The organism is Variovorax sp. GW821-FHT06D12 (genome assembly GCF_059419205.1).
In genome coordinates, this window is sequence record NZ_JBWKRI010000003.1 from 20788 (window position 1) to 46763 (window position 25976).

Annotated in this window: 26 protein-coding genes; 11 read left to right on the forward strand and 15 right to left on the reverse strand. The window is 68.3% G+C overall.

The window, feature by feature from the left end:
• Window positions 1-41: 41 nt before the first annotated feature.
• Genes AC07SQ_RS10725 through AC07SQ_RS10765 form a run of 9 tightly spaced genes read right to left on the reverse strand, consistent with a single transcriptional unit; the run spans window position 42 to window position 7578 of the window.
• Entirely contained in the window at window positions 42-1187 is a 1146-nt protein-coding gene (locus AC07SQ_RS10725) for an ABC transporter substrate-binding protein (RefSeq protein WP_070063655.1), read from the reverse strand.
• A 53-nt stretch (window positions 1188-1240) separates the two neighbouring features.
• On the reverse strand, window positions 1241-2326 hold the full coding sequence (paaE, locus tag AC07SQ_RS10730) for a 1,2-phenylacetyl-CoA epoxidase subunit PaaE (RefSeq protein ID WP_495271217.1): 1086 nt from the start codon (window positions 2324-2326) through the stop codon (window positions 1241-1243).
• Between the two features lie 12 nt (window positions 2327-2338).
• Window positions 2339-2869, reverse strand: a complete 531-nt coding sequence (paaD, locus tag AC07SQ_RS10735; RefSeq protein ID WP_495271216.1) for a 1,2-phenylacetyl-CoA epoxidase subunit PaaD — start codon at window positions 2867-2869, stop codon at window positions 2339-2341.
• Window positions 2863-3642, reverse strand: coding sequence for a 1,2-phenylacetyl-CoA epoxidase subunit PaaC (gene paaC / locus AC07SQ_RS10740; protein ID WP_159278221.1), 780 nt, complete (start codon window positions 3640-3642; stop codon window positions 2863-2865). Before paaC ends, paaD begins: the two co-directional genes overlap by 7 nt.
• A gap of 14 nt (window positions 3643-3656) precedes the next feature.
• On the reverse strand, window positions 3657-3953 hold the full coding sequence (paaB, locus tag AC07SQ_RS10745) for a 1,2-phenylacetyl-CoA epoxidase subunit PaaB (protein WP_056578133.1): 297 nt from the start codon (window positions 3951-3953) through the stop codon (window positions 3657-3659).
• Window positions 3950-4960: a 1,2-phenylacetyl-CoA epoxidase subunit PaaA gene (gene paaA, locus AC07SQ_RS10750; protein ID WP_095743879.1), complete on the reverse strand. Its 1011-nt coding sequence runs from the start codon at window positions 4958-4960 to the stop codon at window positions 3950-3952. Before paaA ends, paaB begins: the two co-directional genes overlap by 4 nt.
• Window positions 4961-5001: 41 nt before the next feature.
• Entirely contained in the window at window positions 5002-6312 is a 1311-nt protein-coding gene (gene paaK, locus AC07SQ_RS10755) for a phenylacetate--CoA ligase PaaK (protein WP_492677223.1), read from the reverse strand.
• A 14-nt stretch (window positions 6313-6326) separates the two neighbouring features.
• Window positions 6327-6773, reverse strand: coding sequence for a hydroxyphenylacetyl-CoA thioesterase PaaI (gene paaI, locus AC07SQ_RS10760; protein ID WP_062478628.1), 447 nt, complete (start codon window positions 6771-6773; stop codon window positions 6327-6329).
• A gap of 1 nt (window position 6774) precedes the next feature.
• Window positions 6775-7578: an enoyl-CoA hydratase-related protein gene (locus AC07SQ_RS10765; protein ID WP_495265682.1), complete on the reverse strand. Its 804-nt coding sequence runs from the start codon at window positions 7576-7578 to the stop codon at window positions 6775-6777.
• A gap of 313 nt (window positions 7579-7891) precedes the next feature.
• Here AC07SQ_RS10765 and AC07SQ_RS10770 point away from each other — a divergent pair, with 313 nt between their 5' ends.
• Together AC07SQ_RS10770 and AC07SQ_RS10775 are read left to right on the forward strand one after the other, a co-directional pair.
• Complete coding sequence (locus tag AC07SQ_RS10770) at window positions 7892-8494, forward strand: phenylacetic acid degradation protein PaaY (RefSeq protein WP_095743881.1); 603 nt, start codon at window positions 7892-7894, stop codon at window positions 8492-8494.
• 71 nt (window positions 8495-8565) lie between these two features.
• Complete coding sequence (locus AC07SQ_RS10775) at window positions 8566-9207, forward strand: TetR/AcrR family transcriptional regulator (RefSeq protein WP_095949406.1); 642 nt, start codon at window positions 8566-8568, stop codon at window positions 9205-9207.
• Here the strand turns inward: AC07SQ_RS10775 and AC07SQ_RS10780 are convergent.
• The 4 genes from AC07SQ_RS10780 to AC07SQ_RS10795 are packed head-to-tail and all read right to left on the reverse strand — an operon-like array spanning window position 9191 to window position 13245.
• A complete protein-coding gene (locus AC07SQ_RS10780; RefSeq protein ID WP_062478619.1) occupies window positions 9191-10228 on the reverse strand; it encodes a VWA domain-containing protein in 1038 nt (345 codons plus the stop codon). The genes AC07SQ_RS10775 and AC07SQ_RS10780 overlap by 17 nt on opposite strands.
• The gene (locus AC07SQ_RS10785; protein ID WP_159278217.1) at window positions 10225-11220 is read right to left on the reverse strand and encodes a DUF58 domain-containing protein; all 996 of its coding nucleotides are present in this window, start codon (window positions 11218-11220) and stop codon (window positions 10225-10227) included. The genes AC07SQ_RS10780 and AC07SQ_RS10785 overlap by 4 nt, the downstream gene beginning before the upstream one ends.
• Window positions 11201-12226, reverse strand: coding sequence for an AAA family ATPase (locus AC07SQ_RS10790; protein WP_095949404.1), 1026 nt, complete (start codon window positions 12224-12226; stop codon window positions 11201-11203). The genes AC07SQ_RS10785 and AC07SQ_RS10790 overlap by 20 nt, the downstream gene beginning before the upstream one ends.
• Before the next feature lie 20 nt (window positions 12227-12246).
• Complete coding sequence (locus tag AC07SQ_RS10795) at window positions 12247-13245, reverse strand: S1C family serine protease (RefSeq protein WP_495271215.1); 999 nt, start codon at window positions 13243-13245, stop codon at window positions 12247-12249.
• A gap of 89 nt (window positions 13246-13334) precedes the next feature.
• On the opposite strand from AC07SQ_RS10795, the gene AC07SQ_RS10800 reads away from it, so the two are divergent.
• The 7 genes from AC07SQ_RS10800 (at window position 13335) to AC07SQ_RS10830 (ending at window position 20280) form a co-directional block, all read left to right on the forward strand.
• Window positions 13335-14195: a TatD family hydrolase gene (locus AC07SQ_RS10800; protein WP_495271214.1), complete on the forward strand. Its 861-nt coding sequence runs from the start codon at window positions 13335-13337 to the stop codon at window positions 14193-14195.
• Between the two features lie 130 nt (window positions 14196-14325).
• Complete coding sequence (locus tag AC07SQ_RS10805; RefSeq protein ID WP_062479399.1) at window positions 14326-14811, forward strand: hypothetical protein; 486 nt, start codon at window positions 14326-14328, stop codon at window positions 14809-14811.
• Window positions 14812-14916: 105 nt separating this feature from the next.
• Window positions 14917-15459, forward strand: coding sequence for a DNA-deoxyinosine glycosylase (locus AC07SQ_RS10810; RefSeq protein WP_495271213.1), 543 nt, complete (start codon window positions 14917-14919; stop codon window positions 15457-15459).
• Window positions 15459-16241: a class I SAM-dependent methyltransferase gene (locus tag AC07SQ_RS10815; RefSeq protein ID WP_495271212.1), complete on the forward strand. Its 783-nt coding sequence runs from the start codon at window positions 15459-15461 to the stop codon at window positions 16239-16241. Before AC07SQ_RS10810 ends, AC07SQ_RS10815 begins: the two co-directional genes overlap by 1 nt.
• Before the next feature lie 10 nt (window positions 16242-16251).
• A complete protein-coding gene (gene tfpB, locus AC07SQ_RS10820) occupies window positions 16252-18039 on the forward strand; it encodes a type IV pilus assembly ATPase TfpB (RefSeq protein ID WP_307584154.1) in 1788 nt (595 codons plus the stop codon).
• A 218-nt stretch (window positions 18040-18257) separates the two neighbouring features.
• Complete coding sequence (locus tag AC07SQ_RS10825) at window positions 18258-18746, forward strand: tripartite tricarboxylate transporter TctB family protein (protein ID WP_095743888.1); 489 nt, start codon at window positions 18258-18260, stop codon at window positions 18744-18746.
• 22 nt (window positions 18747-18768) lie between these two features.
• Window positions 18769-20280 carry a tripartite tricarboxylate transporter permease gene (locus AC07SQ_RS10830; protein ID WP_095743889.1) on the forward strand — a complete coding sequence of 504 codons (1512 nt, stop codon included), beginning with the start codon at window positions 18769-18771 and terminating at the stop codon, window positions 20278-20280.
• Window positions 20281-20351: 71 nt separating this feature from the next.
• Here the strand turns inward: AC07SQ_RS10830 and AC07SQ_RS10835 are convergent, their stop codons facing one another.
• The gene (locus AC07SQ_RS10835) at window positions 20352-21689 is read right to left on the reverse strand and encodes an amidohydrolase (protein WP_495271211.1); all 1338 of its coding nucleotides are present in this window, start codon (window positions 21687-21689) and stop codon (window positions 20352-20354) included.
• Window positions 21690-21721: 32 nt separating this feature from the next.
• The gene (locus tag AC07SQ_RS10840) at window positions 21722-22999 is read right to left on the reverse strand and encodes a porin (RefSeq protein ID WP_495271237.1); all 1278 of its coding nucleotides are present in this window, start codon (window positions 22997-22999) and stop codon (window positions 21722-21724) included.
• A 363-nt stretch (window positions 23000-23362) separates the two neighbouring features.
• Between AC07SQ_RS10840 and AC07SQ_RS10845 the strand changes: the two genes are divergently transcribed.
• Window positions 23363-24334 (forward strand): tripartite tricarboxylate transporter substrate binding protein, encoded by a 972-nt coding sequence (locus AC07SQ_RS10845; protein ID WP_062479418.1) that lies wholly within the window; start codon window positions 23363-23365, stop codon window positions 24332-24334.
• 15 nt (window positions 24335-24349) lie between these two features.
• Complete coding sequence (locus AC07SQ_RS10850; RefSeq protein ID WP_495271210.1) at window positions 24350-25963, forward strand: gamma-glutamyltransferase family protein; 1614 nt, start codon at window positions 24350-24352, stop codon at window positions 25961-25963.
• The last annotated feature ends 13 nt before the right edge of the window (window positions 25964-25976 follow it).

A 25976-nucleotide genomic window follows, 5' to 3' on the forward strand; every position in this document is an offset into this window, starting at 1 on the left:
TAGGAGAAGCGACACGAAGTGCGCGGAGCCTGGGGGCGAGCTTAGGGTTGGAATTTCCAGGCGCCGTTTTCGATCTTCACCATCACGCGCGCGCGCTGGTCCAGGCCCAGGTGGTCGGCCGCGGTCATGTTGAACACGCCGTGCGCGCCCGACACGTCCTTGGTCTGCTCGAGCGCGTCGCGCAGCGCGGCGCGGAACTCCGGCGTGCCCGGCTGGGCCTTCTTCAGCGCGACCGGCACGGCCGAACTCATCAGGAGGCCCGCGTCCCAGGCGTGCGCGCCGAAGGTCGAGACCGTGCCCTTGCCGTAGGCGGCTTCATAGGCCGCGACGTAGGCGAGCGCAGACTTCTTCACCGGGTTGCTGGCGGGCAGCTGGTCGGCCACGAGCACCGGGCCGGCCGGCAGGAAAGTGCCGTCCACGTCCTTGCCGCCCACGCGCAGGAAGTCGGCGTTGGCCACGCCGTGCGTCTGGTACATCTTGCCGGTGTAGCCGCGCTCCTTGAGCGTCTTCTGCGGCAGCGCGGCCGGCGTGCCGGAGCCGGCGACCAGCACCGCGTCGGGCTTGGCCGACATGAGTTTCAGCGCCTGGCCGGTGACCGAGGTGTCGGAGCGCGCATAGCGTTCGTTGGCGACGATCTTGATCTTCTTCAGGTCGGCGGCTTTGGCGAACTCCTGCGACCAGCCTTCGCCGTACGCGTCGGAGAAGCCGATGAAACCGACCGTCTTCACGCCGTTGGCGGCCATGTGCTCGGCGATGGCCAGCGACATCATGATGTCGTTCTGCGGCGTCTTAAAGACCCACTTCTTCTTGGCGTCCATCGGCTCGATGATGCGGGCCGAGGCGGCCACCGAGATCATCGGCGTCTGCGCCTCGCTGGCCACGTCGATCATCGCGAGCGAGGCCGGCGTGGTGGTCGAGCCCAGGATCACGTCGACCTTGTTCTCGGCGATCAGCTTGCGCGTGTTGTTCACGGCGGCCGTGGTGTCGGAGGCATCGTCCAGCACGATGTAGTTGATCTTCTGCCCGCCGATGGTCTTGGGCATCAGCGCGATGGTGTTCTTCTCGGGAATGCCGAGCGACGCCGCCGGCCCGGTGGCCGAGATGGTCACGCCGACGTTGACGTCGGCCCAGGCCGACAGGGCCGTGGCGCACAGGGCGGCGATCAGCAGGGGCTTGAAGAATTTCATGGTTGGTTTGTCTCCGGGTTGAAAGGGGAAAGGCCGAGGGAAAAGCCGTGCGTTCAACGCTCGTCGAAGGACAGCGTGACGCGTTCGGTCAGGGGGTGGGCCTGGCAGGTCAGCACGAATCCCGCGGCCACCTCATTCTTGTCGAGCGCGAAGTTTCTTTCCATGCGGACTTCCCCGTCCACGCACTTCGCGCGGCAGGTGCCGCACACGCCCGAGGTGCACGAGAACGGCACCTCGAGCCCGGCCGCCGACGCCGCATCGAGGATGCTGGGTTGGCCCTCGGTGTAGGTGATCTCGCGCTGCAGGCCGTCGCGCACGATGGTCACGCGGGCCTGCTTGGCATCGCCCGGCTGCGCCTCGTGCACCACCGCGCCGACCTGGCTGGTCGAGGGCAGCGCGACGCCGAAGCGCTCGATGTGGATGCGGTCCTCGGGCACGCCCGCGGCGAGCAGCGCGGCCTCGGCTTCGTCGTTCATCTGGAACGGGCCGCACACGTACACGTGGTCGATCTGCGCGGCGGGCACCACCGAGGCCAGGAACTCACCGATCTTCTCGCGGTTCATCACGCCGAAGCCCAGCGGCGAATCGGTGTGCTCGTCGGAGAACACGTGCTGCAGCACGAGCCGCGTCATGTAGCGGTTCTTCAGGTCCTCGATCTCTTCCTTGAACATCGTGGACTGCAGCTGGCGGTTGCCGTAGATCAGCGTGAAGCGGCTCTTGGGCTCGCGCGCCAGCACGGTCTTCATGATCGACAGGATCGGCGTGATGCCGCTGCCGCCGGCAATGCCCACGTGGTGGCGTGCGGCCTCGGGCTCGATGGGAACGAAGAAGCGGCCTTGCGGCGCCATCACCTGCAGGCTGTCGCCGGGCTGCAGGTGGGCGTTGATCCAGTTGGAGAACACGCCGCCGCGCACCTTGCGCACGCCGACGCGCAGCTCGCCGTCGTCGAGGCCGGCGCAGATCGAATAGGAGCGGCGCAGGTCCTGGCCGTCGATGTCATGGCGCAGCGTGAGGTACTGGCCCTGCGTGAAGCCGAAGACTTGCTGCAGGTCGGCCGGCACCTCGAACGAGACGATGACGGCCTCGTGCGTGTCGGGCTCGATGGCCTTCACGCGCAGGGGGTGGAAGAGGGTGCTCATCGTGGACGTGCCTCAGATAGGCTTGAAATGTTCGAAAGGTTCGCGGCAGGCCATGCAGCGGTACAGGGCCTTGCACGCCGTGGAGCCGAAAGCCGACAGCCGCTCGGTGCGCTCGCTGGCGCAGCGCGGGCAGGCGATGCGCTCGCCGGCCATGCGGCCGAAGAGCCTGATCGGCACGGCGGTGTTGGAGGCCTGCTCGGGCGTGAGGTGCGCGGGCGGCGCGATGCCGTAGGCCTTGAGCTTGTCGCGGCCTGCGTCGCTGATCCAGTCGCTGGTCCAGGCGGGTGCGCGGCGCAGCGTGGCGCGCGCACGGCCCAGGCCTGCGTTCTCGATGGCGGCCAGCACGTCGTGCTCGATGGCTTCGGTGGCGGGGCAGCCGGAGTAGGTCGGCGTGAGCACGATCTCCAGGCCGTCGTCGTGCTCGATCACCTCACGCACGATGCCCAGGTCGCAGACCGACACGGCCGGCACCTCGGGGTCGGGCACGGTGTGCAGCACGGCCCACGCCGCATCGACACGCGACGCCAGTGCGTTCGTCACCACACGCCTCCGGGGAAGCTGCGCTGCAGGTGCTGCATCTCGGCCAGGATGTAGCCCATGTGCTCGCTGTGCACGCCGTGCTTGCCGGTGCTGCGGAACGCGGCTTCCTTCGGCATGGCGAGGCCGGCGGCGTCGAGCACCTGCTGCATCTCGGCCAGCCACGGTTCGCGCAGTTCGCTCCAGGCCGGGCCGAGGCCGCTGGCGCTGGCCTGCGCATCGACGTCGTCGCTGTCGAACAGCTCGGGCACGTAGAGCCACAGCTGCTTGAGTGCCTTCTCGGTGCGGCGGCGCGATTCGTCGGTGCCGTCGCCCAGGCGCACGACCCAGTCGGCCGAATGTTGCTGGTGGTAGCGCGCTTCCTTCAGCGCCTTGCCGGCGATGGCGGCCACCTCGGCGTCGCTCGACGCGGCCAGGCGTTGCCACAGCAGCTTGAGCAGCGTGGCGACCATGGTGTTGCGCAGCACGGCAAAGGCGAAGTCGCCGCGCGGCAGCTCGACCAGCGTGAGGTTGAAGTAGTCGCGCTCGTCGCGCAGGTAGGCGAGCTGGTCTTCGTCGTGCGCGCGATCAGCGCCTTCGAGCTGGCCGGCGTGCGTGAGCACCGCGCGGGCCTGGCCGACGAGGTCGAGCGCGATGTTGGCCATCGCGATGTCTTCTTCGAGCACCGGTGCGTGGCCGCACCATTCGCCCAGGCGCTGCGCGAGCACCAGGCAGGTGTCTCCGATGCGCAGCAGGTAGTGCACGGCGGGCGTGCGGTTCAGTTCGATCGAGGCTTGCATGGCGTGCCGCTCGCTCACATGTGGTCCACGGACTTGGGCAGTGCGTAGAAGGTGGGGTGGCGGTAGACCTTGTCTTCGGCCGGGTCGAAGAACATGTCCTTGTCGCCCGGGTCGCTGGCCACGATCTGGTCGGAGCGCACCACCCAGATGCTGCTGCCTTCCTGGCGGCGCGTGTAGACGTCGCGCGCCATCTGGATCGCCATCTTGGGATCGACTGCGTGCAGGCTGCCGCAGTGCTTGTGGTCCAGGCCGGCCTTGCTGCGCACGAACACTTCCCACAGGGGCCACTCTTGTTTCACTTCGGTGCTCATGCTGCTTCCTTCATCGGTTGTTTGTTGGCGTGGGCCAGGGCGGCTTCGCGCACCCAGGCGCCGTCGTCCCAGGCATCGACGCGGGCCTGCAGGCGTTCGCGGTTGCAGGGGCCGTCGCCGGCGATCACGCGCCAGAATTCGCTCCAGTCGATGACGCCGAAGTCGTGCGACTGGCGTTCTTCGTTCCACTTGAGGTCGGGGTCGGGCAGCGTCACGCCGAGGATCGCGGCCTGCTCGACGGTGGCGTCGATGAACTTCTGGCGCAGCTCGTCGTTGCTGAAGCGCTTGATGCCCCAGCGCATCGACTGCGCCGAGTTGGGCGACTGGTCGTCGGGCGGTCCGAACATCATGATCGAGGGCCACCACCAGCGGTTGACCGCGTCCTGCACCATGGCTTTTTGCGCCTCGGTGCCGTGGGTCATCATGGTCAGCAGCGACTCGTAGCCCTGGCGCTGGTGAAAGCTCTCTTCGCGGCAGATGCGGATCATGGCGCGCGCATACGGCGCGTACGAACAGCGGCAGATCGGCACCTGGTTCATGATGGCCGCGCCGTCGACCAGCCAGCCGATGGTGCCCATGTCGGCCCAGCTGAGCGTGGGGTAGTTGAAGATCGAGCTGTACTTGGCCTTGCCCGTGTGCAGCGCGTCGAACATCTGGTCGCGCGAGGTGCCCAGCGTTTCGGCGGCGGCGTACAGGTACAGGCCGTGGCCGCCTTCGTCCTGCACCTTGGCCAGCAGGATGGCCTTGCGCTTGAGCGTGGGGGCGCGGCTGATCCAGTTGCCCTCGGGCAGCATGCCGACGATTTCCGAATGCGCGTGCTGGCTGATCTGGCGCACCAGCGTCTTGCGGTAGTGCTCGGGCATCCAGTCTTTCGCCTCGATGAAGTCGCCCGCGTCGATGCGCGCGTCGAAGCGTTCCTCGAGACGCAGCTCGTCGGCGGAGCGCACGGCCTTCTGCTTGCCGTCGCCTGCGTCCTTGCCCATCGTGTCCATGGCCTGGGTGTACATGTGCGTGTCCTTTCGGTGCGGTGTGTGGGGGCGCGGGCGGTTCAGCGCGGGCGCGTGTCGACGACGCGCCGGGCCTTGCCGGTCTGCGTGCGTTCCATTTCGTCGGGGCCGTGCACGACCACGCGGGTGGAGATGCCGATGAGCGTCTTCACGCGGTGCTGCACCCATTCGGAAATCGCGTTGCGGTCGGCCGCGGCGGCTTCGTGCGGCGTGAGTTCGCAGTGCACCTCGACCTGGTCGAGCAGGCCTTCGCGGCTCACGCGCACTTGGTACAGGCCGGTGAGGGCGCTGTGCGCGAGCACGATCTCTTCCACCTGCGTGGGGAAGACGTTCACGCCGCGGATGATCATCATGTCGTCGCTGCGCCCGACGATCTTGCCCATGCGGCGGAACGATCGCGAGGTGGGCGGCAACAGGCGCGTGAGGTCGCGCGTGCGGTAGCGCACGATCGGCATGGCCTCCTTGCTCAGCGAGGTGAAGACGAGTTCGCCTTCTTCGCCGTCGGCCTTCAGCTCGCCCGTTTCGGGGTCGATGATCTCGGGGTAGAAGTGGTCTTCCCAGATCACCGGGCCGTCCTTGCTCTCGACGCATTCGCTGGCCACGCCCGGGCCCATCACTTCACTCAGGCCGTAGATGTCGACGGCATCGATGCCGGCGCGGGTCTCGATGTCGCGGCGCATGGCTTCGGTCCACGGCTCGGCGCCGAAGATGCCGACCTTGAGCGAGCTGTCTTTCGCGTCGAGGCCCTGGCGCTCGAACTGCTCGATGATCACCTGCATGTAGCTGGGCGTGACCATGATGATGTCGGGCTTGAAGTCCTGGATGAGCTGCACCTGCTTCTCGGTCTGGCCGCCCGACATCGGGATGACGGTGCAGCCGGCGCGCTCGGCGCCGTAGTGCGCGCCCAGGCCGCCCGTGAAGAGGCCGTAGCCGTAGGCCACGTGGATCATGTCGCCGGGCCGTCCGCCCGCCGCGCGGATCGAGCGCGCGACCAGGTCGGCCCAGGTGTCGATGTCGTTCTTCGTGTAGCCCACCACGGTCGGCTTGCCGGTGGTGCCCGACGATGCGTGGATGCGCGCCACCTGCGTGCGCGGCACGGCGAACATGCCGAAGGGGTAGTTGTCGCGCAGGTCGGTCTTCACCGTGAACGGGAATTTCGACAGGTCGGCCAGCGACTTCAGGTCGTCGGGGTGCACGCCCTTGGCATCGAAGGCCTGGCGGTAGTGCGGCACGTGGTCGTAGGCGTTGCGCAGCGTGGCGCGCAGGCGCGTGAGCTGCAGGGCGGCGATCTCGTCGCGGCTGGCGGTTTCGATCGGGTCGAGGTCGCCGGGGGCGGGGCGTTTCACGGTCATGGTGGGGTGTCTCCTCAAGCGGCCGGGACGGCCGGGCGGCCCTTGGCGGTGTAGGAGCGACCGCGGAACATCGCGATGCGCTCGCCGCGCTGGTTGGTGATTTCGGTGTCGTACACGCCGGTGCGCCCGGCCTTGGAGACTTCGAAGCAGCGCGCGGTGAGCACGTCGCCCTCGCGCGCCGGCGCGAGGAAGTCGATAGCGAAGCCCGAGGCCACGGTCAGCTCGTTGTACGAGTTGCAGGCGAAGGCGAAGGTGGAGTCGGCCAGCGTGGCCATGAAGCCGCCGTGGCAGATGGCGTGGCCGTTGAGCATGTCGGGGCGCACGCGCATCTCGAGCGTGGCCTGGCCGGGGCCGACCTCCACGATGCGCATGCCCAGGCCCTTGCTGGCGTTGTCGTTCGCGAACATGCCGTCGCGCACGTACTCGGCGGTCTGTTGCGGGGTGCGGGAAGCGTCGGTCATCTCAGCGGTCCTTGAACACCGGGGCGCGCTTGGCGCGGAAAGCCTCGACACCTTCGCGGTAGTCGTCGGCATTGCCCATCTCGCGTTGGATGCGCGCTTCTTCGGCAAGTGCCGCGCCCAGGTCGAGGTTTTGCGCGGCGGCCATCGCTTCGCGGGTGGCCACGAGTGCGCGCGTGGGCATGCCGGCCAGGCGCGCCGCCAGCGCGGCGGCGGTGTCGGCCAGGGCCGCGTCGTCCACGCACTGCCAGATGAGGCCGATGCGCGCGGCTTCTTCGGCGGGCAGCTTGTCGCCCAGCATCGCGATGCCTAGCGCGCGCGCCGGGCCCACGAGGCGCGGCAGCAGCCAGGTGCCGCCGGTGTCGGGCACGAGGCCGATCTTGGTGAAGGCCTGGATGAAGCTGGCCGAGCGGCCGGCCACAACGAGGTCGCAGCACAGCGCGAGGTTGGCGCCCGCGCCGGCCGCCACGCCGTTGACGGCGGCAACCACCGGCACCGGCATCGAGCGCAGGCGCGCGACCAGCGGGCCGTAATACGTAGAGATGACGTGGCCCAGGTCCTTGGGCGCGGCACCCGGCGTGGGGTCGGGCGCGACCGACGGGTCGGCCAGGTCCTGTCCCGCGCAGAAGGCGCGGCCGGCGCCGGTGAGCACCACGCAGCGCACGCTGCTGTCGGCGGCCGCGGCTTCGAGTGCGGCCAGCAGCTCGGCGTGCAACCCGGTCGTGAAGCTGTTGAGCGCCGCGGGGCGGTTCAGGCTCAGCGTGCGGACGGCGCCGGCGTTGCTGATGAGTACCAAAGGCTCAGTCATGCGTGTCTCTTTCATCCTTTGTGGGGACGGCTCGGTGCGTAAACACTATTGACCGACCGTTCGGTTGATTTTAGGATCGACCTCGATTCCGGCACAAGCGGGGTGCATTCAGGGCAAACCCTAGGAAGGTGTGAATGAATCCGGCGTGACCGAGCAGCGCGTCCAGGCACGTCCCCCTCAAGGCGCAAAGCGCAGCCATAGCTCGGGCTATGGCGAGCATTTGCAACGCAGAGGGGGCGCGCCTGGGTGGGATGAGCGGGCATGCCGGGTTTGTTCACACCTTCCCCAACCCGCGAAAAAACAAGGAGACCGAATGCCCAGCTATTCCATCGACGGCGTGATTCCTGTCGTCGACCCGAGCGCCTACGTGCATCCCACGGCCGTGCTGATCGGCGACGTGATCGTCGGCCCGAACTGTTATGTCGGCCCCTGCGCCAGCCTGCGCGGCGACTTCGGCCGCATCGTGTTGCAGGAGGGCTCCAACGTGCAGGACCACTGCTGCATCCACGGCTTTCCCGACAACGACACGGTGGTGGAGGTCAACGGCCACATCGGCCACGGCGCGATCCTGCACAGCTGCATCGTGCGGCGCGATGCGCTGGTGGGCATGAACGCGGTGGTGATGGACGAGGCCGAGGTGGGCGAGAAAGCCATCGTCGCGGCCTGCGCCTTCGTGCCCGCCGGCATGAAGGTGCCCGCGCGCTCGCTCGCGGCGGGCATCCCGGCCAAGGTGCGGCGCGAGCTCAGCGACGAAGAGATCGCCTGGAAGCTCGAAGGCACGCAGACCTACCAGGCGCTGACAGTGCGCAGCCTGGCCAGCCTGCACGAGGTGGCGCCGCTCGCCGAGGTGGAAAAAGACCGGCCGCGCCTGCCCGCCACCGACGTGAAATCCCTGATCGCCACCCGCCGCGGATAGCCCTGCGGCTTCATGCAAGATCGAGCCTGCTGCACGCCAGCAACCGACAGACAACCCAGGAAGAAGACCCGATGCCGCGTGGAAGATCCGCCACCTACGACGACCAGCGCGAACTGATCCTCGCGCAGGCCGCTCAGCTGTTCGCCCGCCGCGGCTACCCCGCGACCTCGATGAACCAGGTCGCCGAGGCCTGCAACCTGTCGAAGGCCACGCTCTACCACTACTACAAGGACAAGAGCAGCCTGCTCATCAGCATCGCCGAGACGCACGTCTCGAAGCTGGCGGCGCTGGTGGCCGAAGAAGAGGCCCAGCCTTCAACCGACGAGGAGCGCCTGCGCCGCTTCATCTACCGCATCGTCGAGGAGTACGCCGGCGCACAGGACGCGCACCGCGTGCTGACCGACGACGTGCGCTTTCTCGAGGACGAAGACCGCGAGCGCGTGCTCGACCAGGAGCGCGCCGTGGTCGCCGGCTTTGCGCGCGCGGTGTCGGCGCTGCGCCCCGGCGCGCCGAGCGACGAGCTCGCCAAGCCGCTGACCATGCTGCTGTTCGGCATGATCAACTGGATGTTCACCTGGATGAAGCCCGGCGGCCGGCTCGACCACGCGGCCATCGCGCCGATCGTGGCCGACCTGTTCCTGGGCGGGGTGGGGGCGGTGAAGATGCCGCCCGCCGTGGCACAGGAAGAAAACAGCGCTAAAGAATCCGGTTGAACCAGAGCAGCGACAGCCCCGCCGACAACAGCGTGAGCACCGCCGCGCCCAGCGCGAACAGCGCCGAGATCTCGGTTTCCTTCTTCTCGACGGTGAGCTTGGAACTCAGCGTTTCGTAGACCTTCTTCAGGTCGCTCGCGGTGCCTGCGTAGAAGTACTCGGCGCTGGTCTTGTTGGCGATGGCCTTGAGCGTTTCTTCGTCCAAGCGCACGCGCATCGACCAGCCTTCGAAGCCGATGGTCTCGCCGTCGACCGTGCCCACGCCCACCGTGTAGATGCGCACGCCGCGGTCGGCCGCGGCCTTGGCGGCGTCCAGCGGGTCGACGCCGGTGGTGCGCTGGCCGTCGGTCAGCATGATGATCGCGGCCGAGGTGAACGAGCCGGGCGCCACGGGCGTGAACTCCTTGAGCTGCTTCTCGTTCTGGTCGATCGGGATGCCGCGCTGGCGGCTGGGGGCGCTGAACTGCGAGATGTCGATGCCCGCGTCGGGGAACAGCGTGGCCAGCGACACCACGATGGCGTTGCCCGTGGCCGTGGCGCGCTGCAGCTGGAAGCTGTCGATGGCCGTCACGAGGTCGTCGTGGTTGGTGGTGGGCAGCTGCGCCACCTGCGCGCTGCCCGCGAAGGCGACGATGCCCACCTTCACGTGGCGCGGCAGGTCCTTGATGAAGCTCTTGGCCGCCTCCTGCGCCGCCACCAGCCGGTTGGGCTGCACGTCGGCCGCGCGCATGCTGCCCGACACGTCCATTGCCAGGATGATGGTCTGCTGGTTCGACGGCAGCACCACCACCGCCATCGGCCGCGCCGCCGCCACGAGCATCGCGGTGATGGCCACCAGGAACAGCAGCGGCGGGATGTGCCGCCGCAGGCTCTGGCCCGGGCCCATGGCCTCGCGCACGATCGACAGGCTGGCGTAGCGCACCGCCATCTTCTTCTTGCGGCGGATCAGCCAGACATACAGGAGCACCAGCAGCGGCAAGGCCGCCAGCAGCCAGAGGAATTGAGGCCAGAGGAATGTCATGCCGCCACCACCGCCTTCCCGCCACCCGCTGCGACGCCGCGGACCCGGCGCTTGCGCAGGTCCGCGAATCGCACGATGGCTTCGACCAGATCGTCATTGGTCGAGAGTTCGAGGGCGTCGACGCCGGCCCGGGCCAGCGATTCGCGCAGGGTGGTCTCGCGTTCGGCGGCCAGCCGCGCGAAGCGTTTGCGGAACCCCGCGTCATGGGTGTCGACCCACAGCTGCTCGCCGGTCTCGGCGTCGCGCAGCGGCACCAGGCCGAGGTCGGGCAGCTCGAGCTCGAGCGGATCGAACAGGCGCACGGCAATCACTTCGTGCCGCTGCACCAGCTGGCCCAGCGGGCGCTCCCAGCCGGGCTCGCTGAGAAAGTCGGACACCACGAACACGGTGGAGCGGCGCGGCATGAGCGCGGCGGCGGAGGTCAGCAGGTCGGCCAGGCGCGTCATGCCCTTCTGGGCGGGCGCGGCCTCGGCCTGGTTCGCGCGCTTTTCCATCGCGTGCAGCAGGTGCAGCACATGGCGGCGGCCGGTGCGCGGCGGGATCACGGCCTCGAGGTCGCGGCCGTAGACCAGCGCGCCGACCCGGTTGCCGTGCCGCGTGAGCAGCCGTGCGAGCACGCCGACGAAGCCGGCCGAGATCTCGCGCTTGGCCTTCAGGCCCGAGCCGAAATCGACCGAGCGGCTCAGGTCGAGCACGAACCATGCGGCCATCTCGCGGTCTTCGGTGAACACGCGCACGTGCGGCGTCTGCAGCCGCGCGGTGACGTTCCAGTCGATGTGGCGCACGTCGTCGTGGTGCTGGTACTCGCGCAGGTCGGCGAGGTCGAGGCCGGTGCCGCGCATGAGCGTGCGGTAGTCGCCCTGCAGCAGGCCGTCGAGGCGGCGGATCACGGTCCATTCGAGCCGGCGCAGCGCGCGTTCGGCCCCGCCGGCTTCGATCGCGAGCCGGTCGTCGTTCGCGGCCTCGGGGGCCTTACGCCACCAGCTTTTCATGTTCCAGGGGCTTGGGAGGAGCGGGGACGGCCTTCATGATCTTCTCGATCAGCCCGTCGGGTGTGAGCCCTTCGGACAGGCCTTCGTAGGAGAGCGTCACGCGGTGGCGCAGCACGTCGGGCACCAGCGCGCTCATGTCTTCGGGCAGCGCGTAGCTGCGGCCGCGCAGCAGCGCCAGGGCGCGCGCGCCTTCGGTGAGGCTGATGCTGGCGCGCGGGCTGGCGCCGAAGGTGATGAAGCGGCGCAGGTCCTTCAGGCCGTGCTTCTCGGGCGTGCGCGTGGCCGACACGAGCTTGACGGCGTACTGGATCAGCGAAGGGTCGACGTACACGCGCCGCGCCTCGGCCTGCAGCTCGGCCAATTGTTCGGTGGTGGCGACCGGCGTGGCCGTGACCACCGGGCCGATCACGCGCTGCACGATCACGAACTCTTCCTCGTCGCTCGGGTAGTCGACCATCACCTTCATCATGAAACGATCGACCTGCGCCTCGGGCAGCGGGTAGGTGCCTTCGGTCTCGATCGGGTTCTGCGTCGCCATCACGAGAAAGGGGCGCGGCACCTTGTGCGTTTCGCCGGCGATGGTGACCTGGCGCTCCTGCATCACCTCGAGCAGCGCGCTTTGCACCTTGGCCGGCGCGCGGTTGATTTCGTCGGCCAGGAGCAGGTTGGCGAACACCGGGCCCAGCGAGGTGCTGAACTCGCCCGTCTTCTGGTTGTAGATGCGCGTGCCCACCAGGTCGGCCGGCACCAGGTCGGGCGTGAACTGGATGCGCTTGAACTGGCCGCGCACGGTGTCGGCCAGCGTCTTGATGGTGAGCGTCTTGGCCAGCCCCGGCACGCCTTCGACCAGCAGGTGGCCGCCTGCGAGCATCGCGACCATCACGCGCTCGAGAAAGCGGTCCTGCCCCACGACCACGCGCTTCACCTCGTAGAGAATCTGCTCCATCAGCTCGGCGGTGGCGGGGGCTGTTGCAAAGGTCGACGAGGTCGGGTTTTCTGTGCTCATGCGAAGGGCTTTCGAAGAAATCAGAAAGGCGGCGAGCCGGCCGCGGAGGCGGCGTTCTCGATCGGCACCGCGAAGCCGATGCCGATGAAGGTGCGCTGCTGCGTCGGGTTGAGGATGGCGGTGACGATGCCCAGCACCTCGCCGTCCATGTTGATGAGCGGGCCGCCCGAGTTGCCGGGGTTGGCGGCGGCGTCGAACTGGATCAGGTTACCCAGCTCCTGCTTGCCCTCGGGCGAACGGAAGGAGCGCTTCAGGCCCGACACCACACCGGCCGACACCGAAGGCCCGATGCCGAACGGAAAGCCAACGGCCGCCACCTGGTCGCCGGAGCGCAGGTCGGCGGTGGAGCGCATCACGGCGGGGATCAGGTCGTCCGGGATCTTCTGCGCCTGCAGCACGGCGAGGTCGTTCTCGGGCTGCACGCCGGTGATGACGGCCACCGCTTCGAGCCCGTCGGCGAAAGTGACCTTGATCTTCTCGGCGCCGGCGACCACGTGCAGGTTGGTGAGGATCACGCCCTTGTCGACGATCACCACGCCCGTGCCCACGCCGCGCTCGACCTCGCCCGGCGTGCCGCCGTCGGCGGGCGCCTCGGGTGGCTTGCCCTTGGCCATGTTGCGGCCGCGCTTCTGGGTCTTGGCTTCGGGCGTGGCCTTCTCGGGGCCGTAGCCGACCACGCGCACCACCGAGGGCCGCACGATGTCGGCGGCCTTGGCGGCGGGCGAGGGCAGGGTGGTGGTCTGCAGCGTGCGCAGCACGGCGGCGTCGATGTCTTTCTGCGTGAGCGCCTTGGCGCCCTGGCGCGGCGCCCAGAAGGCGCCGCCGGCGGCGATGGCGATGCAGCTGACGGTGAGCAGGGCGAAGGCGCGGCGCCCGGGCTGCCAGCGTGCGCGAGGCGGTGGGGCTTGCACGGCGTCGGCCTCGGCCACAGCCGCAGCATCCGCCGGCGACCCGGCCGCCGGTGCTGCGGCCGGCGGCAGCGTGCGGGGCGAGCGGCTGTAGAAAGCGGGCCTGCGCATCGGAGCACCTCCGGCAAAAAAGGACGCGTGAAGGAGTTCACAGTAGCACGCTTTCCGCGCCTGTGCATCCCTTCGGGCATCATCGCGCGATGGCTGCGTTTGTCGATACCCACTGTCACCTTGATGCGCCCGAATTCGGTGCCGAGATGCCCGTCATCCGCGCCCGCGCGGCGGCGCAGGGCGTGGTGCTGTGCGTCATTCCGGCGGTGGCGGCCTTCAACTTCGCCACCGTGCGCGAGCTGGCGCACGCGCAGGGCGACGCCTACGCGCTGGGCATCCACCCGCTGTGCACGGGGCAGGCGAGCGATGCGGACCTGCAGACGCTCGACGACGAGCTGCACGCGCGCCGCGACGACCCGCGCCTGGTGGCGGTCGGCGAGATCGGGCTCGACTACTTCGTCGAAGGCCTGGACGCCGATAGACAGGAACGCTTCTTTCACACTCAGTTGCAACTGGCGCGCAAGCACGGGCTGCCGGTGCTCATCCATGTGCGGCGCTCGGTCGACAAGGTGCTCAAGCATCTGCGCCAGACCGCGGGCGGGCGGCCGTGGCACGGCATCGCCCACGCATTCAACGGCAGCGAGCAGCAGGCGCAGGCCTGCATCGAGATCGGCCTGAAGCTGGGCTTCGGCGGTGCCGTGACCTTCGAGCGCGCGCTGCAGCTGCGCCGCCTCGCGGCCACCCTGCCGATGGACGCGCTGGTGATGGAAACCGACGCGCCCGACATCCAGCCGCACTGGCTGTACCGCACGCAGGCGCAGCGCGACGCGGGCCAGGCGCAGGGCCGCAACGAGCCCGGCGAGCTGCCGCGCATCGCCGAAGTGGTCGCGCAGCTGCGGGGCATCGACATCGCGTCGCTGGCCGAAAACACCACGCGCAATGCGGTCGTCGCCCTGCCGAAGCTCCAAAGTCTGCTGAACGTGTCGGAGGGGCGTCCGCCCGCCGCGTAGGCCAAGTTCCCGAGTTGCGCCAGCGCAGGCCATCGGGCCGGTTTTGCTGTCATCCTTGAAGTTCGAAGTGACGTTGGTTGTCCAGTGGCACTGTCGTCACTCCGCACTTCACTCAAAAAAGGAGTCTTTCATGACCACATCTTTTGTTCGTACCCTGCCCGTCGCGCTCGCACTGGCGCTGGCCTCCATCGGTGTGTCGGCCATCGCGCAGACCACCGCGGCCGAGCCCACGACCACCGAGAAGGTGAAGGAAGCCGGCAAGGACGCCGTCGATGCGACCGCACGCGGCACCGAAAAGGCCTGGGACGCCACCAAGAGCACGACCAAGAAGGCCGTGAACGCCACCGAAAGCGGCGCCGAGAAGGCCTGGGATGCCACCAAGAGCGGCACCAAGAAGGCAGCCAACGCCACCGAGCGCGGCACCAAGAAGGCCTGGAACGCGACCAAGAACACCACCAAGAAGGCCACCACCGCCACCAAGAAGGCCGCCGTGAAGACTGGCGACGCCGTGGAAACGGCCGGCCACAAGACGGCCGACGGCATGCGCAGCGCCGGCAAGGCGATCGGCGAGAAGGTGCCGGGCACGGCCGAGAACGAAGCGGCCAAGAAGCCGTAACTTCCATGCACCGGGCTTCGGCCCGTGCTTGACGAAAGAACCCGCTTCGGCGGGTTTTTTCATGGGCGTTCAGGCACGCCGCGCGGCAATGCCAAGATACCGCCCATGAAACCGACCGCCGTCCCGTCCCCGACCGTCGCCGCCAGCGCCGCCGCGGTGCTGACCGGCCTTGCGCCCATCGTCTCGCCCCACACACGTGTGCTCATCCTCGGCAGCTTCCCGGGCGTCAAGTCGCTCGAGCGGCAGCAGTACTATGCGCATCCCCAAAATCAGTTCTGGAAGATCTTGCAAGCCCTCTGGCCCGACCCCCTGCTTCCGACGGGCGCAGACCGCTACCGCGCGCGCTGCGACTGGCTGCTCGATCGCGGCCTCGGCGTGTGGGACGTGTACGGCGCCTGCGAGCGCGAGGGCAGCCTCGACACCGCGATCCGCTCGCCGGTCGTGAACGACATCGCCGGCCTGCAACTGCCGAAGCTCGCCGCCATCGCCCACAACGGCGGCGAGAGCTTCAAGCACGCACGCCACACGCGCACCCTCGGGGTGCCGGTGTATTCGCTGCCCTCCACCAGCCCCGCCAACGCGTCGTGGTCCTTCGAGCGCAAGCTCGCGGCCTGGCGCGAGGTCTTCGTTGCCCACCACCTTCTCTGATGGCTTCTTCCGCTTCTTCCAAGAAAACCCTCGTCCTGCCCGAAGTCAATTTTTCCGACTGGGGCGACATCCGCTACCTGCACCTGGGCACCGAATGGGTCCAGGGCTCGATGAAGCTCGACGCCCCCTTCGAGATCGAGCTCGAGTACGTGCAGCGCATGATGGCCTGGCTGCTGTTCGTCGACAGCAAGGGCGTGGGCAACCGCCACGCGATGCAGCTGGGGCTGGGCGCGGCCACGCTCACCAAGTTCAGCCGCAAGACGCTGCGCATGCGCACCACCGCGATCGAGCTGAATCCGCAGGTGGTGTCGGCCTGCCGCGGCTGGTTCAAGCTGCCGGCCGACGACCTGAAGCTGCGCGTGGTGATCGCCGATGCGGCCGAAGAGATCCGCAAGCCCGAATGGCAGGGCACGGTCGACGCGCTGCAGGTCGACCTGTACGACCACGAGGCCGCCGCGCCGGTGCTCGACAGCGAAGCCTTCTATGCCGACTGCCGCGCGCTGCTTACCGAAGACGGCTGCATGACGGTTAACCTGTTCGGCCGCTCGTCGAGCTACGAGCGCAGCCTCGAGAAAATCGCCGCCGCCTTCGGCACCGACGCGGTCTGGGCCTTCAAGCCGACGCGCGAAGGCAACACGGTGGTGCTGGCCCAGCGCACGGCGTCGCGCCCGAAGCGCGAGGTGCTTGCCGAGCGCGCCCAAACCATCCAGACTCGCTGGGGCCTGCCCGCGCCGAAATGGCTGCGGGTGTTCAAGCCGATGACGCTTTCCCTCACCACCTGATTCCCGCTTCATGAGCGCTGTACCCGCCGCCGCTTCCGCTGCTGCCCGCCACGAAGGTCCGCTCGACCTGCGTCGCCTGATCGAATGGCTCGCCACCGACGGCGTGATCTCGCCGATGGAGGCCAAGCGCACCATCGCGCGCTGCGCCCAGGCCGAGAGCCGGCAGGCGCCGCTGGTGCGCCTGGCCAACGTGGCCATGACGCGCGAGGCCGACGGCAAGCCGCTCGACCTCGAAGCCCTCACGCAATGGCTCGCCGGCCGCGCCGGCCTGGCCTACCTGCGCATCGATCCGCTCAAGGTCGACGTGGGCAAGGTGGCCGACACCATGAGCGCCGGGTATGCCGAGCGTCACAAGGTGCTGCCCGTGCAGGTGCTGCCGAACGAGGTGGTGGTGGCCACGGCCGAACCGTTCCTCATCGACTGGATCGCCGAGGTCGAGCGCCAGTCCAAGCGCACCGTGCGCCGCGTGGTGGCCAACCCGTCGGACATCCAGCGCTACACGGCCGAATTCTTCGCGTTGGCCAAGTCGGTGCGCGCCGCGCAGAAGGCCGGCGGCAACACCGGCGGCGCGAGCTTCGAGCAGCTGGTCGAACTGGGCAAGAGCACCAAGCAGCTCGACGCGAATGACCAGAGCGTGGTGCAGGTGGTCGACTGGCTGTGGCAGTACGCCTTCGACCAGCGCGCCAGCGACATCCACCTGGAGCCGCGCCGCGAGCAGGGCGTGATCCGCTTTCGCATCGACGGCATCCTGCACCCCGCCTACCAGATGCCCATGGGCGTGATGAACGCGATGGTCGCGCGCATCAAGCTGCTGGGCCGCATGGACGTGGTCGAAAAACGCCGTCCGCTCGACGGCCGCATCAAGACCCGCAACATGCGCGGCGACGAAATCGAAATGCGTCTGTCTACCTTGCCGACCGCCTTCGGCGAGAAGATGGTGATGCGCATCTTCGACCCCGACACCGCGGTGAAGGACCTCGACGCGCTGGGCTTCGCGCAGCACGACGCGCAGCGCTGGGAGCAGCTGGTCACGCGGCCCAACGGCATCATCCTGGTGACAGGGCCCACGGGCTCGGGCAAGACCACCACGCTGTACTCCACGCTCAAGCGCGTGGCGACCGAAGAGGTCAACGTGAGCACGGTCGAAGACCCGATCGAAATGATCGAGCCCTCGTTCAACCAGACCCAGGTGCAGCCGCAGCTGGACTTCGGTTTCACCGAGGGCCTGCGCGCGCTGATGCGGCAGGACCCGGACATCATCATGGTCGGCGAAATCCGCGACCTCGCCACCGCCGAGATGGCGGTGCAGGCCGCGCTCACCGGTCACCTCGTGTTCAGCACGCTGCACACCAACGACGCACCCAGCGCCATCACGCGGATGATGGAACTGGGCGTGCCCTCGTACCTCATCACCGCCGTGATGCTGGGCGTGCTCGCGCAGCGCCTCGTGCGCACGCTGTGCCCGCATTGCAAGCAGCCCGACGATGCGGTCACGCGCGAGAGCCTCGAGGCCATCGTCAAGCCGTGGCAGATCACCGGCCCCGTGCGCGCCTACAAGCCGGTGGGCTGCGTCGATTGCCGCATGACCGGCTACATGGGCCGCATGGGCCTGTACGAACTGCTGAGCGTGACCGAGCCGTTCAAGGACCAGGTCACCAAGGAGCCCAACCTCACGGGCCTGCGGCGCCAGGCCGTGATCGACGGCATGCGGCCGCTGCGCCTGGCCGGTGCGCTGCGCGTGGCCGAGGGCGTGACGACCATCGAGGAAGTGCTCAGCGCCACGCCTCCGCTGGAATAGGTCCTCCCCCAGGCTTCGCGCACTTCGTGTCGCTACGCCAACCCCCTCGCCGGGGGCAACACCAGCGGCCCGGCAAAGCCGGTTCCGCGGTGTTTCTTGAAGGGGATCCCATGAGTCATTTCGGGTTATCCCTAGTCCTTTGGTTAGTGGAATCCACATCGGCCTGACCGGAGGCTGACTCGACAATCCCGCATCGAAATTGTTCGAGGAGACTGTTCGTGAAAATCAAAAGTCAGAAAGACTTTTTCTCGGGACTGATGTTCACCGTCGTGGGCGTGGCGTTCGCATGGGGCGCCACCACCTACAGCGTGGGCAGCGGCGCCCGCATGGGTCCGGGTTACTTCCCGCTCATGCTGGGCATCCTGATGGCGCTGATCGGCCTGGGCATCATGTTCAGCGGGCTCACCGTTGAAACGACCGATGGCGAAAAGATCGGCAAGTGGGCCTGGAAGCAGGTCGTGTACATCCTGGGCGCCAACCTGGCCTTCGGCATCCTGCTAGGTGGCCTGCCGAGCTTCGGCATCCCGGCCATGGGCATGATCATCGCGATCTACGCGCTCGTGATCATCGCGAGCCTTGCCGGCCACGAGTTCAAGCTGCCGACCGTGCTGATCCTGGCCACCATCCTGGCCGTTGGCAGCTATGTGGCCTTCATCTGGGCGCTCAAGCTGCAGATCCAGGTCTGGCCGACCTTCATCACCGGTTGAGACGAAGAAAGCTGCTCACACCATGGAACTGTTTGAACACCTCTCGCTGGGTTTTGGCGTTGCCTTCACCTTCACGAACCTGCTGTACTGCCTCGTCGGCTGTATTCTGGGCACGCTGATCGGCGTGCTGCCGGGCATCGGCCCGGTCGCGACCATCGCGATGCTGCTGCCCGCCACGTACGCGCTGCCGCCCGTGTCGGCGCTGATCATGCTGGCTGGTATCTACTACGGCGCGCAATACGGTGGCTCGACCACCGCGATTCTGGTGAACCTGCCGGGCGAATCGTCGTCGGTGGTGACCGTGATCGACGGCTACCAGATGGCGCGCAAGGGCCGTGCAGGTCCGGCGCTCGCCGCGGCCGGCCTGGGCTCGTTCTTCGCGGGTTGCGTCGGCACGCTCATTCTTGCCGCCTTCGCACCGCCGCTGACCGAGCTGGCCTTCAAGTTCGGCCCGGCCGAATACTTCTCGCTGATGATCCTGGGCCTGATCGGCGCCGTGGTGCTGGCATCGGGTTCGCTGCTCAAGGCGATCGCGATGATCGTGCTGGGCCTGCTGCTGGGCCTGGTCGGCACCGACGTGAACTCGGGTGTCGCGCGCTTCAGCTTCGACGTGCCTGAACTCACCGACGGCATCGGCTTCGTGGCCATCGCCATGGGCGTGTTCGGTTACGGCGAAATCATCGCCAACCTGTCGCGTCCGGACGAAGAGCGCGAAGTGTTCACCGCCAAGGTCTCGGGCCTGTTCCCGACCAAGGAAGACTTCAAGCGCATGCTGCCCGCCGTGCTGCGCGGCACCGCGCTGGGTTCGTCGCTGGGCATCCTGCCCGGTGGCGGTGCGCTGCTGTCGGCTTTCGCGGCCTACACCATCGAGAAGAAGACCAAGCTGCATCCGGGCGAAGTGCCCTTCGGCAAGGGCAACATCCGCGGCGTGGCCGCGCCTGAAGCCGCCAACAACGCCGGCGCGCAGACCTCCTTCATTCCGCTCTTGACGCTGGGCATTCCGCCCAACGCCGTGATGGCGCTGATGGTGGGTGCGATGACGATCCACAACATCCAGCCGGGTCCGCAGGTCATGACCAGCAACCCCGAGCTGTTCTGGGGCCTGATCGCCTCGATGTGGCTCGGCAATGCGATGCTGGTGATCCTGAACCTGCCGCTGATCGGCATGTGGATCAAGCTGCTGTCGGTGCCCTACAAGTTCCTGTTCCCGGCGATCGTGCTGTTCTGCGCGATCGGCGTGTACTCGACCAACAACAACACCTGGGACATCTGGATGGTGGGCGTGTTCGGCTTCATCGGCTACGCCTTCTTCAAGCTCGGTTGCGAACCCGCACCCTTGCTGCTGGGCTTCATCCTGGGCCCGATGATGGAAGAGAACCTGCGCCGTTCGCTGCTGCTGTCGCGCGGCGACTGGAGCGTGTTCGTCACGCGCCCGATCTCGGCCGGCCTGCTGATCGCCGCGGCGCTGCTGCTGATCATCGTGCTGCTGCCCGCGGTGAAATCGAAGCGCGAAGAGGCCTTCGTCGAGGACTGATCGACGGGCTTTCTTTGAACGCACAAACGGCGCCCTCGGGCGCCGTTTTTCTTTGGGGGATGCCGTCGTCCCTATCTGCCCAGCGCGCTGAGCACCGCCACGGTCATCGCGTGCACGCCGGTCTTGATCGACGGCTCGGGCACCGGTGCGAAGAAGGGCGAATGGTTGCGGGCCAGCGGCTTGCCGCCGGGTTGGGCGGAGGCCGCGATGTCCCGCGCATCGAGCACGCCGATCGTGAAGTACATCGACGGCACGCCGGCGTTGATGAAGGCCGAGAAGTCTTCGCTGCCCGTCGAGGGCACTGTGGATTGAACGACCTGCGCCGCGCCCAGCGCCTGCTTGAGCGCGGCGGCCGCGCGGGTCACGACCGCTTCGTCGTTGACCAGCGCTTCTCCGCCCGGCACCAGCTTGACCACGGGTTCGGGCGCGCCGCTCGTCGCGGCGGCGGCCATGGCCATGCGGCGCACGCCGGCCAGCAGCTGCTCGCGCACCTGTGGCTTGTACGAGCGGATGGTGCCGCGCAGCGTGACCGTGTCGGGAATGATGTTGCCGGCGGTGCCGCCCTGGATGGCGCCGATGGTCACAACACCGAATTCGGCCGGGTCTTTCTCGCGGCTCACCACGGCCTGCACGTCGGTCACGAAGCGCGCGGCGATCACGATCGGGTCGATGGTGGTGTGCGGCCGCGAGCCGTGGCCGCCGCGCCCCTTGAAGACGATTTCCAGCGCGTCGGAGTTGGAACTGCTGATGCCGATGCCGTAGCCGATGGCGCCGTGGGGCGTCGGCGCCGTGTGCAGCGCGAACGCGGCGTCGGGCTTGGGAAAGCGCGTGAACAGGCCGTCCGCGAGCATCGCCTTGGCGCCCGAGACGGTTTCTTCGGCGGGCTGGCCGATGAACATCAGCGTGCCTTTCCATTGGTCCTTGAGCGCGACCAGCGCGCGCGCGGTGCCGAGCCAGCTGGCCATGTGGATGTCGTGGCCGCAGCTGTGGGCCACGAAGCTGTCGCGCCCGCCCCAGTCGGTGCGGGCCTGACTGGCGTAGGGCAGGCCGGTCTTCTCTTCCATCGGGAGGCCGTCCATGTCGGTGCGCACCATCACGACCGGCCCGGGGCCGTTGCGATACAGCGCCACGACGCCGGTGCCGCCGACCTTCTCGGTCACCTCGAAGCCGATGGCGCGCATCTCGGCGGCGAGCAGGGCGGCGGTGCGCGTTTCCTTGAAAGCAAGCTCGGGGTGGGCGTGCAGGTCCTTGTAGAGGGCGTCGAGCCGGGGGTACATCGCATCGACGAGCGACGGGATCGCCGACGCCTGCGGCGATGCGGCGGGCTGGGCCTGTGCGCCTGCGCCGAAGGCGAGGAAGGCGGCCACGGCCAGTGAACGAAGGGCAAAGGTGGCGGTGTGGGTCAACATGGAATGAATGCAGGGGCGCATGAAAACGAAGATCAGAAGATGTGGCGGATGCCGAAGTCGTAGCCCGTGGCGCTGCGCGGGCGCCAGCCGCTGGCGGCCAGGTAGCCCGGATAGGGCGCGTCGCTGGCGCTCGTCACGGCGCCGATCGCCTTGTCGTTCTGGCCGTCCCGGATGCGAACGCGCGCGAACGTGGCGTACAGCGCCGTGCGGCGGGACAGGTGGTGCACATAGCCCAGCGCCCATTGGCTGGCGCTGGCGCCTTGTGCGGTGTCTCCCGGCAGGCCGGTGGCGCCGGCCTTGTAGCTGACGCGACCGAACGACGCGCGGACGAGTCCCGGGCCCACGGGCACCGTGGCGCCCACCAGGTAGCCGTTGTATTTGTCGGTGCGAGCCTGCATCCACGGCTGCGCCTGCGCGCGCCGGTGCCGCAGTTGCGACAGTTCGCCCAGCAGCTTGACGGGGCCGAAGTCGTAGGTGGCGCTCAGGCTGAGGGTCTTCAGCCGGTCCTCGCCGCCGGCGTCGACGGGCGGCTTGGCCGCCGAACCCGAGGGCAGGCGGTCCTTGTTGTCTTCACCGAACGCCAGCGCCACGTTGAGCGGCCCCTTGGCATAGCCGAAGCGCCCGCCCAGGTAGCGCCCACGCGCGTTCGTCGGCGTCACGTCCGGGCTGTAGCGGACGTTCTCGGGCAAGGCGTACTGGAGCTGCCCGTGGAAGCCGCCGAGGTCCGGCGGCAGGAAGTAGCCGATGCTGTTGCTGGCGCGCGCGTAGTTGTCGCCGGCCGCCACGCCGGCCGGTGCGCCGCCCAGGAGCGTGGACGAGGCGCTGTTGACGCGCGCGATCACCGACAGGCCTGCGCCCTGCACGGCGAAGGGGTCGGCCAGCGAGTCGTTGCGAAAGATCGGCGTGTAGTCGCGGCCCAGCCGCAGCTCGCCGAAGCCGCCCGACAGGCTCAGCGTCGAACGCTTGGCGAACGAGGCCAGGCCCGTCTTGCCGTCGTCGTTGGCGATGTTCGACTCCAGCCAGAAGCTCGCCGCCAGGCCGCCGCCCAGGTCTTCCGTGCCCCGAAAACCCAGGCTGCTGCCGCGGTAGCCGCCGCGCGACAGCGTGGTCTGGCTCTGCGTCACCCGCGGCACGGCCGCGGCGAGCACGGCGGCGGCAGGGCGCCGCGGATCGAACGCCGGGCGGTACTCGCTGACGGTCTCGAAATGGCTGACGCCCGCATCCATGACGCCGAACAGCGTCACCGAGGACTGCGCCGAGGCCGCGCCGGCCAGCGCCAGCAGGGCCAGGCCGAGCGGGTGCTGCTTCACGCGAAGAACGCGCGAGCTGAAGCAGAGGGCGCCGGCATCGGCGCCCTCGAGGGAAGGAAAGTTCAAGGGGAGGTCTCCTGTGCGCCACTTCTGTGTCGAGTGGACTGGCGCGACTATCGGACGGCAGGGCGCCCGGGAGGAAATACCGTTTGCTGATGCGACCCCATCGCTATTTCTGATGGTCGGGCGCAAGGCCGCGCACCGCGTGATGGCCGAGGGAATGGCCGTGGCAACATTGATGCGCCAGATTCATATATCTATCCGATAAATCCATTTCCCTTTTCAATGCCCCGCGTGTCCAATCCTGCGGCCACGTCGGACAAGGCGCGCTCCCGACACACCACCTCGGACACAATGAATTCCATGAAACGAACCACCCGCGCCGCGCTTGCCGCGGCTGCGCTGGTGCTGGCAGCGGTGCCCGCACTGGCCCAGAACTACCCGAACCGGCCCATCCGCCTGATCGTGCCGTTCCCGGCGGCCGGCGCCACCGACCTGTTTGCCCGCACGCTGGGGCAGAAGATGGGCGAGAAGCTCGGCGCCACGCTGGTGGTCGACAACAAGCCCGGCGCCGGCGGTGCGATCGGCTCCGACCTCGCGGCCAAGGCGCCGCCCGATGGCTACACGCTGCTGCTCGCGACCACGAGCACGCACGCCATCGGTCCGGCCATCACGCCCAAGCTGCCCTACGACACGGTGCGCGACTTCACGCCCATCGCCCACGTGGGCGATGCGCCGAGCATCATGCTGGTGCCGGTCAACACGCCCGCCAAGACGGTGCGCGAATGGATCGACAACGCCAAGAAGAACCCCGGCAAGCTCAACTACGCATCGAGCGGCAACGGCACCATCGTGCAGCTCACGGCGGAGCTGTTCAAGGCGCAGGCCGGCGTGTTCGTCACGCACATCCCCTACCGCGGCACGGCGCTGGCGGTGCCCGACCTCATCAGCGGCAAGGTCGACGTGCTGTTCGACTCGCTGCCCACCGGCATGCCGCACGTGCGCGACGGCCGCCTGCGCGCGCTGGGCGTGACCTCGCTCAAGCGCAGCCCGCTCGCGCCCGAGTTGCCGCCCATCGCCGACACGCTGCCCGGCTTCGAGTCGACCACCTGGTTCGGCTTCTACGGCCCGAAGGGTCTGCCGGCCGACATCGTGGCGCGCGTGAACAAGGCCGCCAACGAGGCGCTGGCCGATCCGGAGCTGAAGGACAAGCTCGCGCGCCTGGGCATCGAGCCGGCGAACGCGGGCACGCCCGAGCAGTTCGCAAAGATGGTGGCCGTTGACGCCGCCAAGTGGAAAAAGATCGTCGTCGATCGCAAGATCACCAACGACTAACGAGAGCACGCCGACATGAACTTCGACTTCAACAATCCCTACCTCTCGACCCGCCTCCCGGTCTTCGCACGCAACGTGGTCGCGACCTCGCACCCGCTGGCCGCGCAGGCCGGCCTGCGCATCCTGCAGCAGGGCGGCAACGCGGTCGATGCGGCCATTGCCACGGCCGCCGTGATGACGCTGGTCGAGCCGGTGAGCAACGGCCTGGGCAGCGACGCCTTCTGCATCCTGTGGGACGGCAAGGAACTGCACGGCCTGAACGCCTCGGGCCCCGCGCCGAAGGCATGGACGCCCGAGTACTTCAAGGCCAAGTACGGCGCCGACGCCGCCACGCCGCCGATGCGCGGCATCGACTCGGTCACGGTGCCGGGCGCGGTGCGCGGCTGGGTCGCCATGAGCGAGCGCTTCGGCAAGCTGCCCTTCGCCGACCTGATGGCGCCCGCCATCGACATCGCCGAGCGCGGCTACCTCGTGCCGCCGGTGGTGCAGGGCAAGTGGGCGGCGGCCACGCCGATCCTTCAGTCGCAGCCCGGCTTCGCGCAGGCCTTCCTGCCCTGGGGCCGCGCGCCCGAGGTCGGCGAGCTGTTCCGCTTCACCGCGGCGGCGCGCGCGCTCAAGGCGATTGCCCGCACCAAGGGCGAGGCCTACTACAACGGCGAGATCGCCGAGGCCATCGCCAAGTTCTCGCAGGAACAGGGCGGCGCGCTCACCGTGGCCGACATGGCGGCCTACCAGCCCGAGTGGGTGAAGCCGATTTCGCGCGACTACCGCGGCCACACGCTGCACGAGATCCCGCCGAATGGCCAGGGCATCGCGGCGCTGATCGCGCTGGGCATCCTCGAGAAGTTCGACATCGCCTCGCTGCCGGTCGACTCGGTGCAGTCGCAGCACCTGCAGATCGAGGCCATGAAGCTGGCCTTCGCCGACGTGTACCGCTACGTGTCGGAGCCATCGTCGATGACGGTGACCCCCGCGCAAATGCTCGATGACGCGTACCTGGCTTCGCGTGCGAGACTCATCGACGTGAACAAGGCGCAGGACTTCAAGGCCGGCAACCCCGTCAAGGGCGGCACCATCTACCTCACAGCCGCGGACGAGAGCGGCATGATGGTGAGCTTCATCCAGAGCAACTACATGGGCTTCGGTTCGGGTTGCGTGGAGCCCGAATTCGGCATCAGCCTGCAGAACCGCGGCCACGGCTTCAGCCTCAAGGCCGAGAGCCCGAACGTGGTGGCACCGGGCAAGCGCCCGTTCCACACCATCATCCCGGCCTTCCTCACCAAGGACGGCCAGCCGGTGATGAGCTTCGGCGTGATGGGCGGCAACATGCAGCCGCAGGGCCACATGCAGACGCTGGTGCGCATGCTCGACTACGGCCAGAACCCCCAGGCCGCGTGCGACGCGCCGCGCTGGCGCTTCAACGCGGGGCTCGAGATCAACGTCGAGGCCGCGATGAATGCCGACACCTTGCAGGGCCTGCGCGACCTGGGCCACCACCTCGAGGTGATCAACGATTCCTACCAGGACTTCGGCGCCGGCCAGTTCATCTGGCGCGCGGGCGAGCCTTCGGTGGAAGGCTACGTCGCCGCGAGTGACCCGCGCCGCGACGGCCTCGCTGCAGGCTACTGAGGATCAAGGGATG

What these genes read in the sequence shown, in the direction of transcription:
- paaA (WP_095743879.1), bottom strand. Translation starts at nt 4,960, where the DNA reads ATGTACACCCAGGCCATGGACACGATGGGCAAGGACGCAGGCGACGGC.
- AC07SQ_RS10850 (WP_495271210.1), top strand. Translation starts at nt 24,350, where the DNA reads ATGAACTTCGACTTCAACAATCCCTACCTCTCGACCCGCCTCCCGGTC.
- AC07SQ_RS10805 (WP_062479399.1), top strand. Translation starts at nt 14,326, where the DNA reads ATGACCACATCTTTTGTTCGTACCCTGCCCGTCGCGCTCGCACTGGCG.
- paaK (WP_492677223.1), bottom strand. Translation starts at nt 6,312, where the DNA reads ATGACCGTGAAACGCCCCGCCCCCGGCGACCTCGACCCGATCGAAACC.
- AC07SQ_RS10800 (WP_495271214.1), top strand. Translation starts at nt 13,335, where the DNA reads ATGGCTGCGTTTGTCGATACCCACTGTCACCTTGATGCGCCCGAATTC.
- paaE (WP_495271217.1), bottom strand. Translation starts at nt 2,326, where the DNA reads ATGAGCACCCTCTTCCACCCCCTGCGCGTGAAGGCCATCGAGCCCGAC.
- AC07SQ_RS10795 (WP_495271215.1), bottom strand. Translation starts at nt 13,245, where the DNA reads ATGCGCAGGCCCGCTTTCTACAGCCGCTCGCCCCGCACGCTGCCGCCG.
- paaB (WP_056578133.1), bottom strand. Translation starts at nt 3,953, where the DNA reads ATGAGCACCGAAGTGAAACAAGAGTGGCCCCTGTGGGAAGTGTTCGTG.
- AC07SQ_RS10810 (WP_495271213.1), top strand. Translation starts at nt 14,917, where the DNA reads ATGAAACCGACCGCCGTCCCGTCCCCGACCGTCGCCGCCAGCGCCGCC.
- AC07SQ_RS10765 (WP_495265682.1), bottom strand. Translation starts at nt 7,578, where the DNA reads ATGACTGAGCCTTTGGTACTCATCAGCAACGCCGGCGCCGTCCGCACG.
- AC07SQ_RS10790 (WP_095949404.1), bottom strand. Translation starts at nt 12,226, where the DNA reads ATGAGCACAGAAAACCCGACCTCGTCGACCTTTGCAACAGCCCCCGCC.
- AC07SQ_RS10845 (WP_062479418.1), top strand. Translation starts at nt 23,363, where the DNA reads ATGAAACGAACCACCCGCGCCGCGCTTGCCGCGGCTGCGCTGGTGCTG.
- AC07SQ_RS10770 (WP_095743881.1), top strand. Translation starts at nt 7,892, where the DNA reads ATGCCCAGCTATTCCATCGACGGCGTGATTCCTGTCGTCGACCCGAGC.
- AC07SQ_RS10815 (WP_495271212.1), top strand. Translation starts at nt 15,459, where the DNA reads ATGGCTTCTTCCGCTTCTTCCAAGAAAACCCTCGTCCTGCCCGAAGTC.
- AC07SQ_RS10835 (WP_495271211.1), bottom strand. Translation starts at nt 21,689, where the DNA reads ATGTTGACCCACACCGCCACCTTTGCCCTTCGTTCACTGGCCGTGGCC.
- paaI (WP_062478628.1), bottom strand. Translation starts at nt 6,773, where the DNA reads ATGACCGACGCTTCCCGCACCCCGCAACAGACCGCCGAGTACGTGCGC.
- AC07SQ_RS10785 (WP_159278217.1), bottom strand. Translation starts at nt 11,220, where the DNA reads ATGAAAAGCTGGTGGCGTAAGGCCCCCGAGGCCGCGAACGACGACCGG.
- AC07SQ_RS10725 (WP_070063655.1), bottom strand. Translation starts at nt 1,187, where the DNA reads ATGAAATTCTTCAAGCCCCTGCTGATCGCCGCCCTGTGCGCCACGGCC.
- paaC (WP_159278221.1), bottom strand. Translation starts at nt 3,642, where the DNA reads ATGCAAGCCTCGATCGAACTGAACCGCACGCCCGCCGTGCACTACCTG.
- AC07SQ_RS10780 (WP_062478619.1), bottom strand. Translation starts at nt 10,228, where the DNA reads ATGACATTCCTCTGGCCTCAATTCCTCTGGCTGCTGGCGGCCTTGCCG.
- AC07SQ_RS10775 (WP_095949406.1), top strand. Translation starts at nt 8,566, where the DNA reads ATGCCGCGTGGAAGATCCGCCACCTACGACGACCAGCGCGAACTGATC.
- AC07SQ_RS10830 (WP_095743889.1), top strand. Translation starts at nt 18,769, where the DNA reads ATGGAACTGTTTGAACACCTCTCGCTGGGTTTTGGCGTTGCCTTCACC.
- tfpB (WP_307584154.1), top strand. Translation starts at nt 16,252, where the DNA reads ATGAGCGCTGTACCCGCCGCCGCTTCCGCTGCTGCCCGCCACGAAGGT.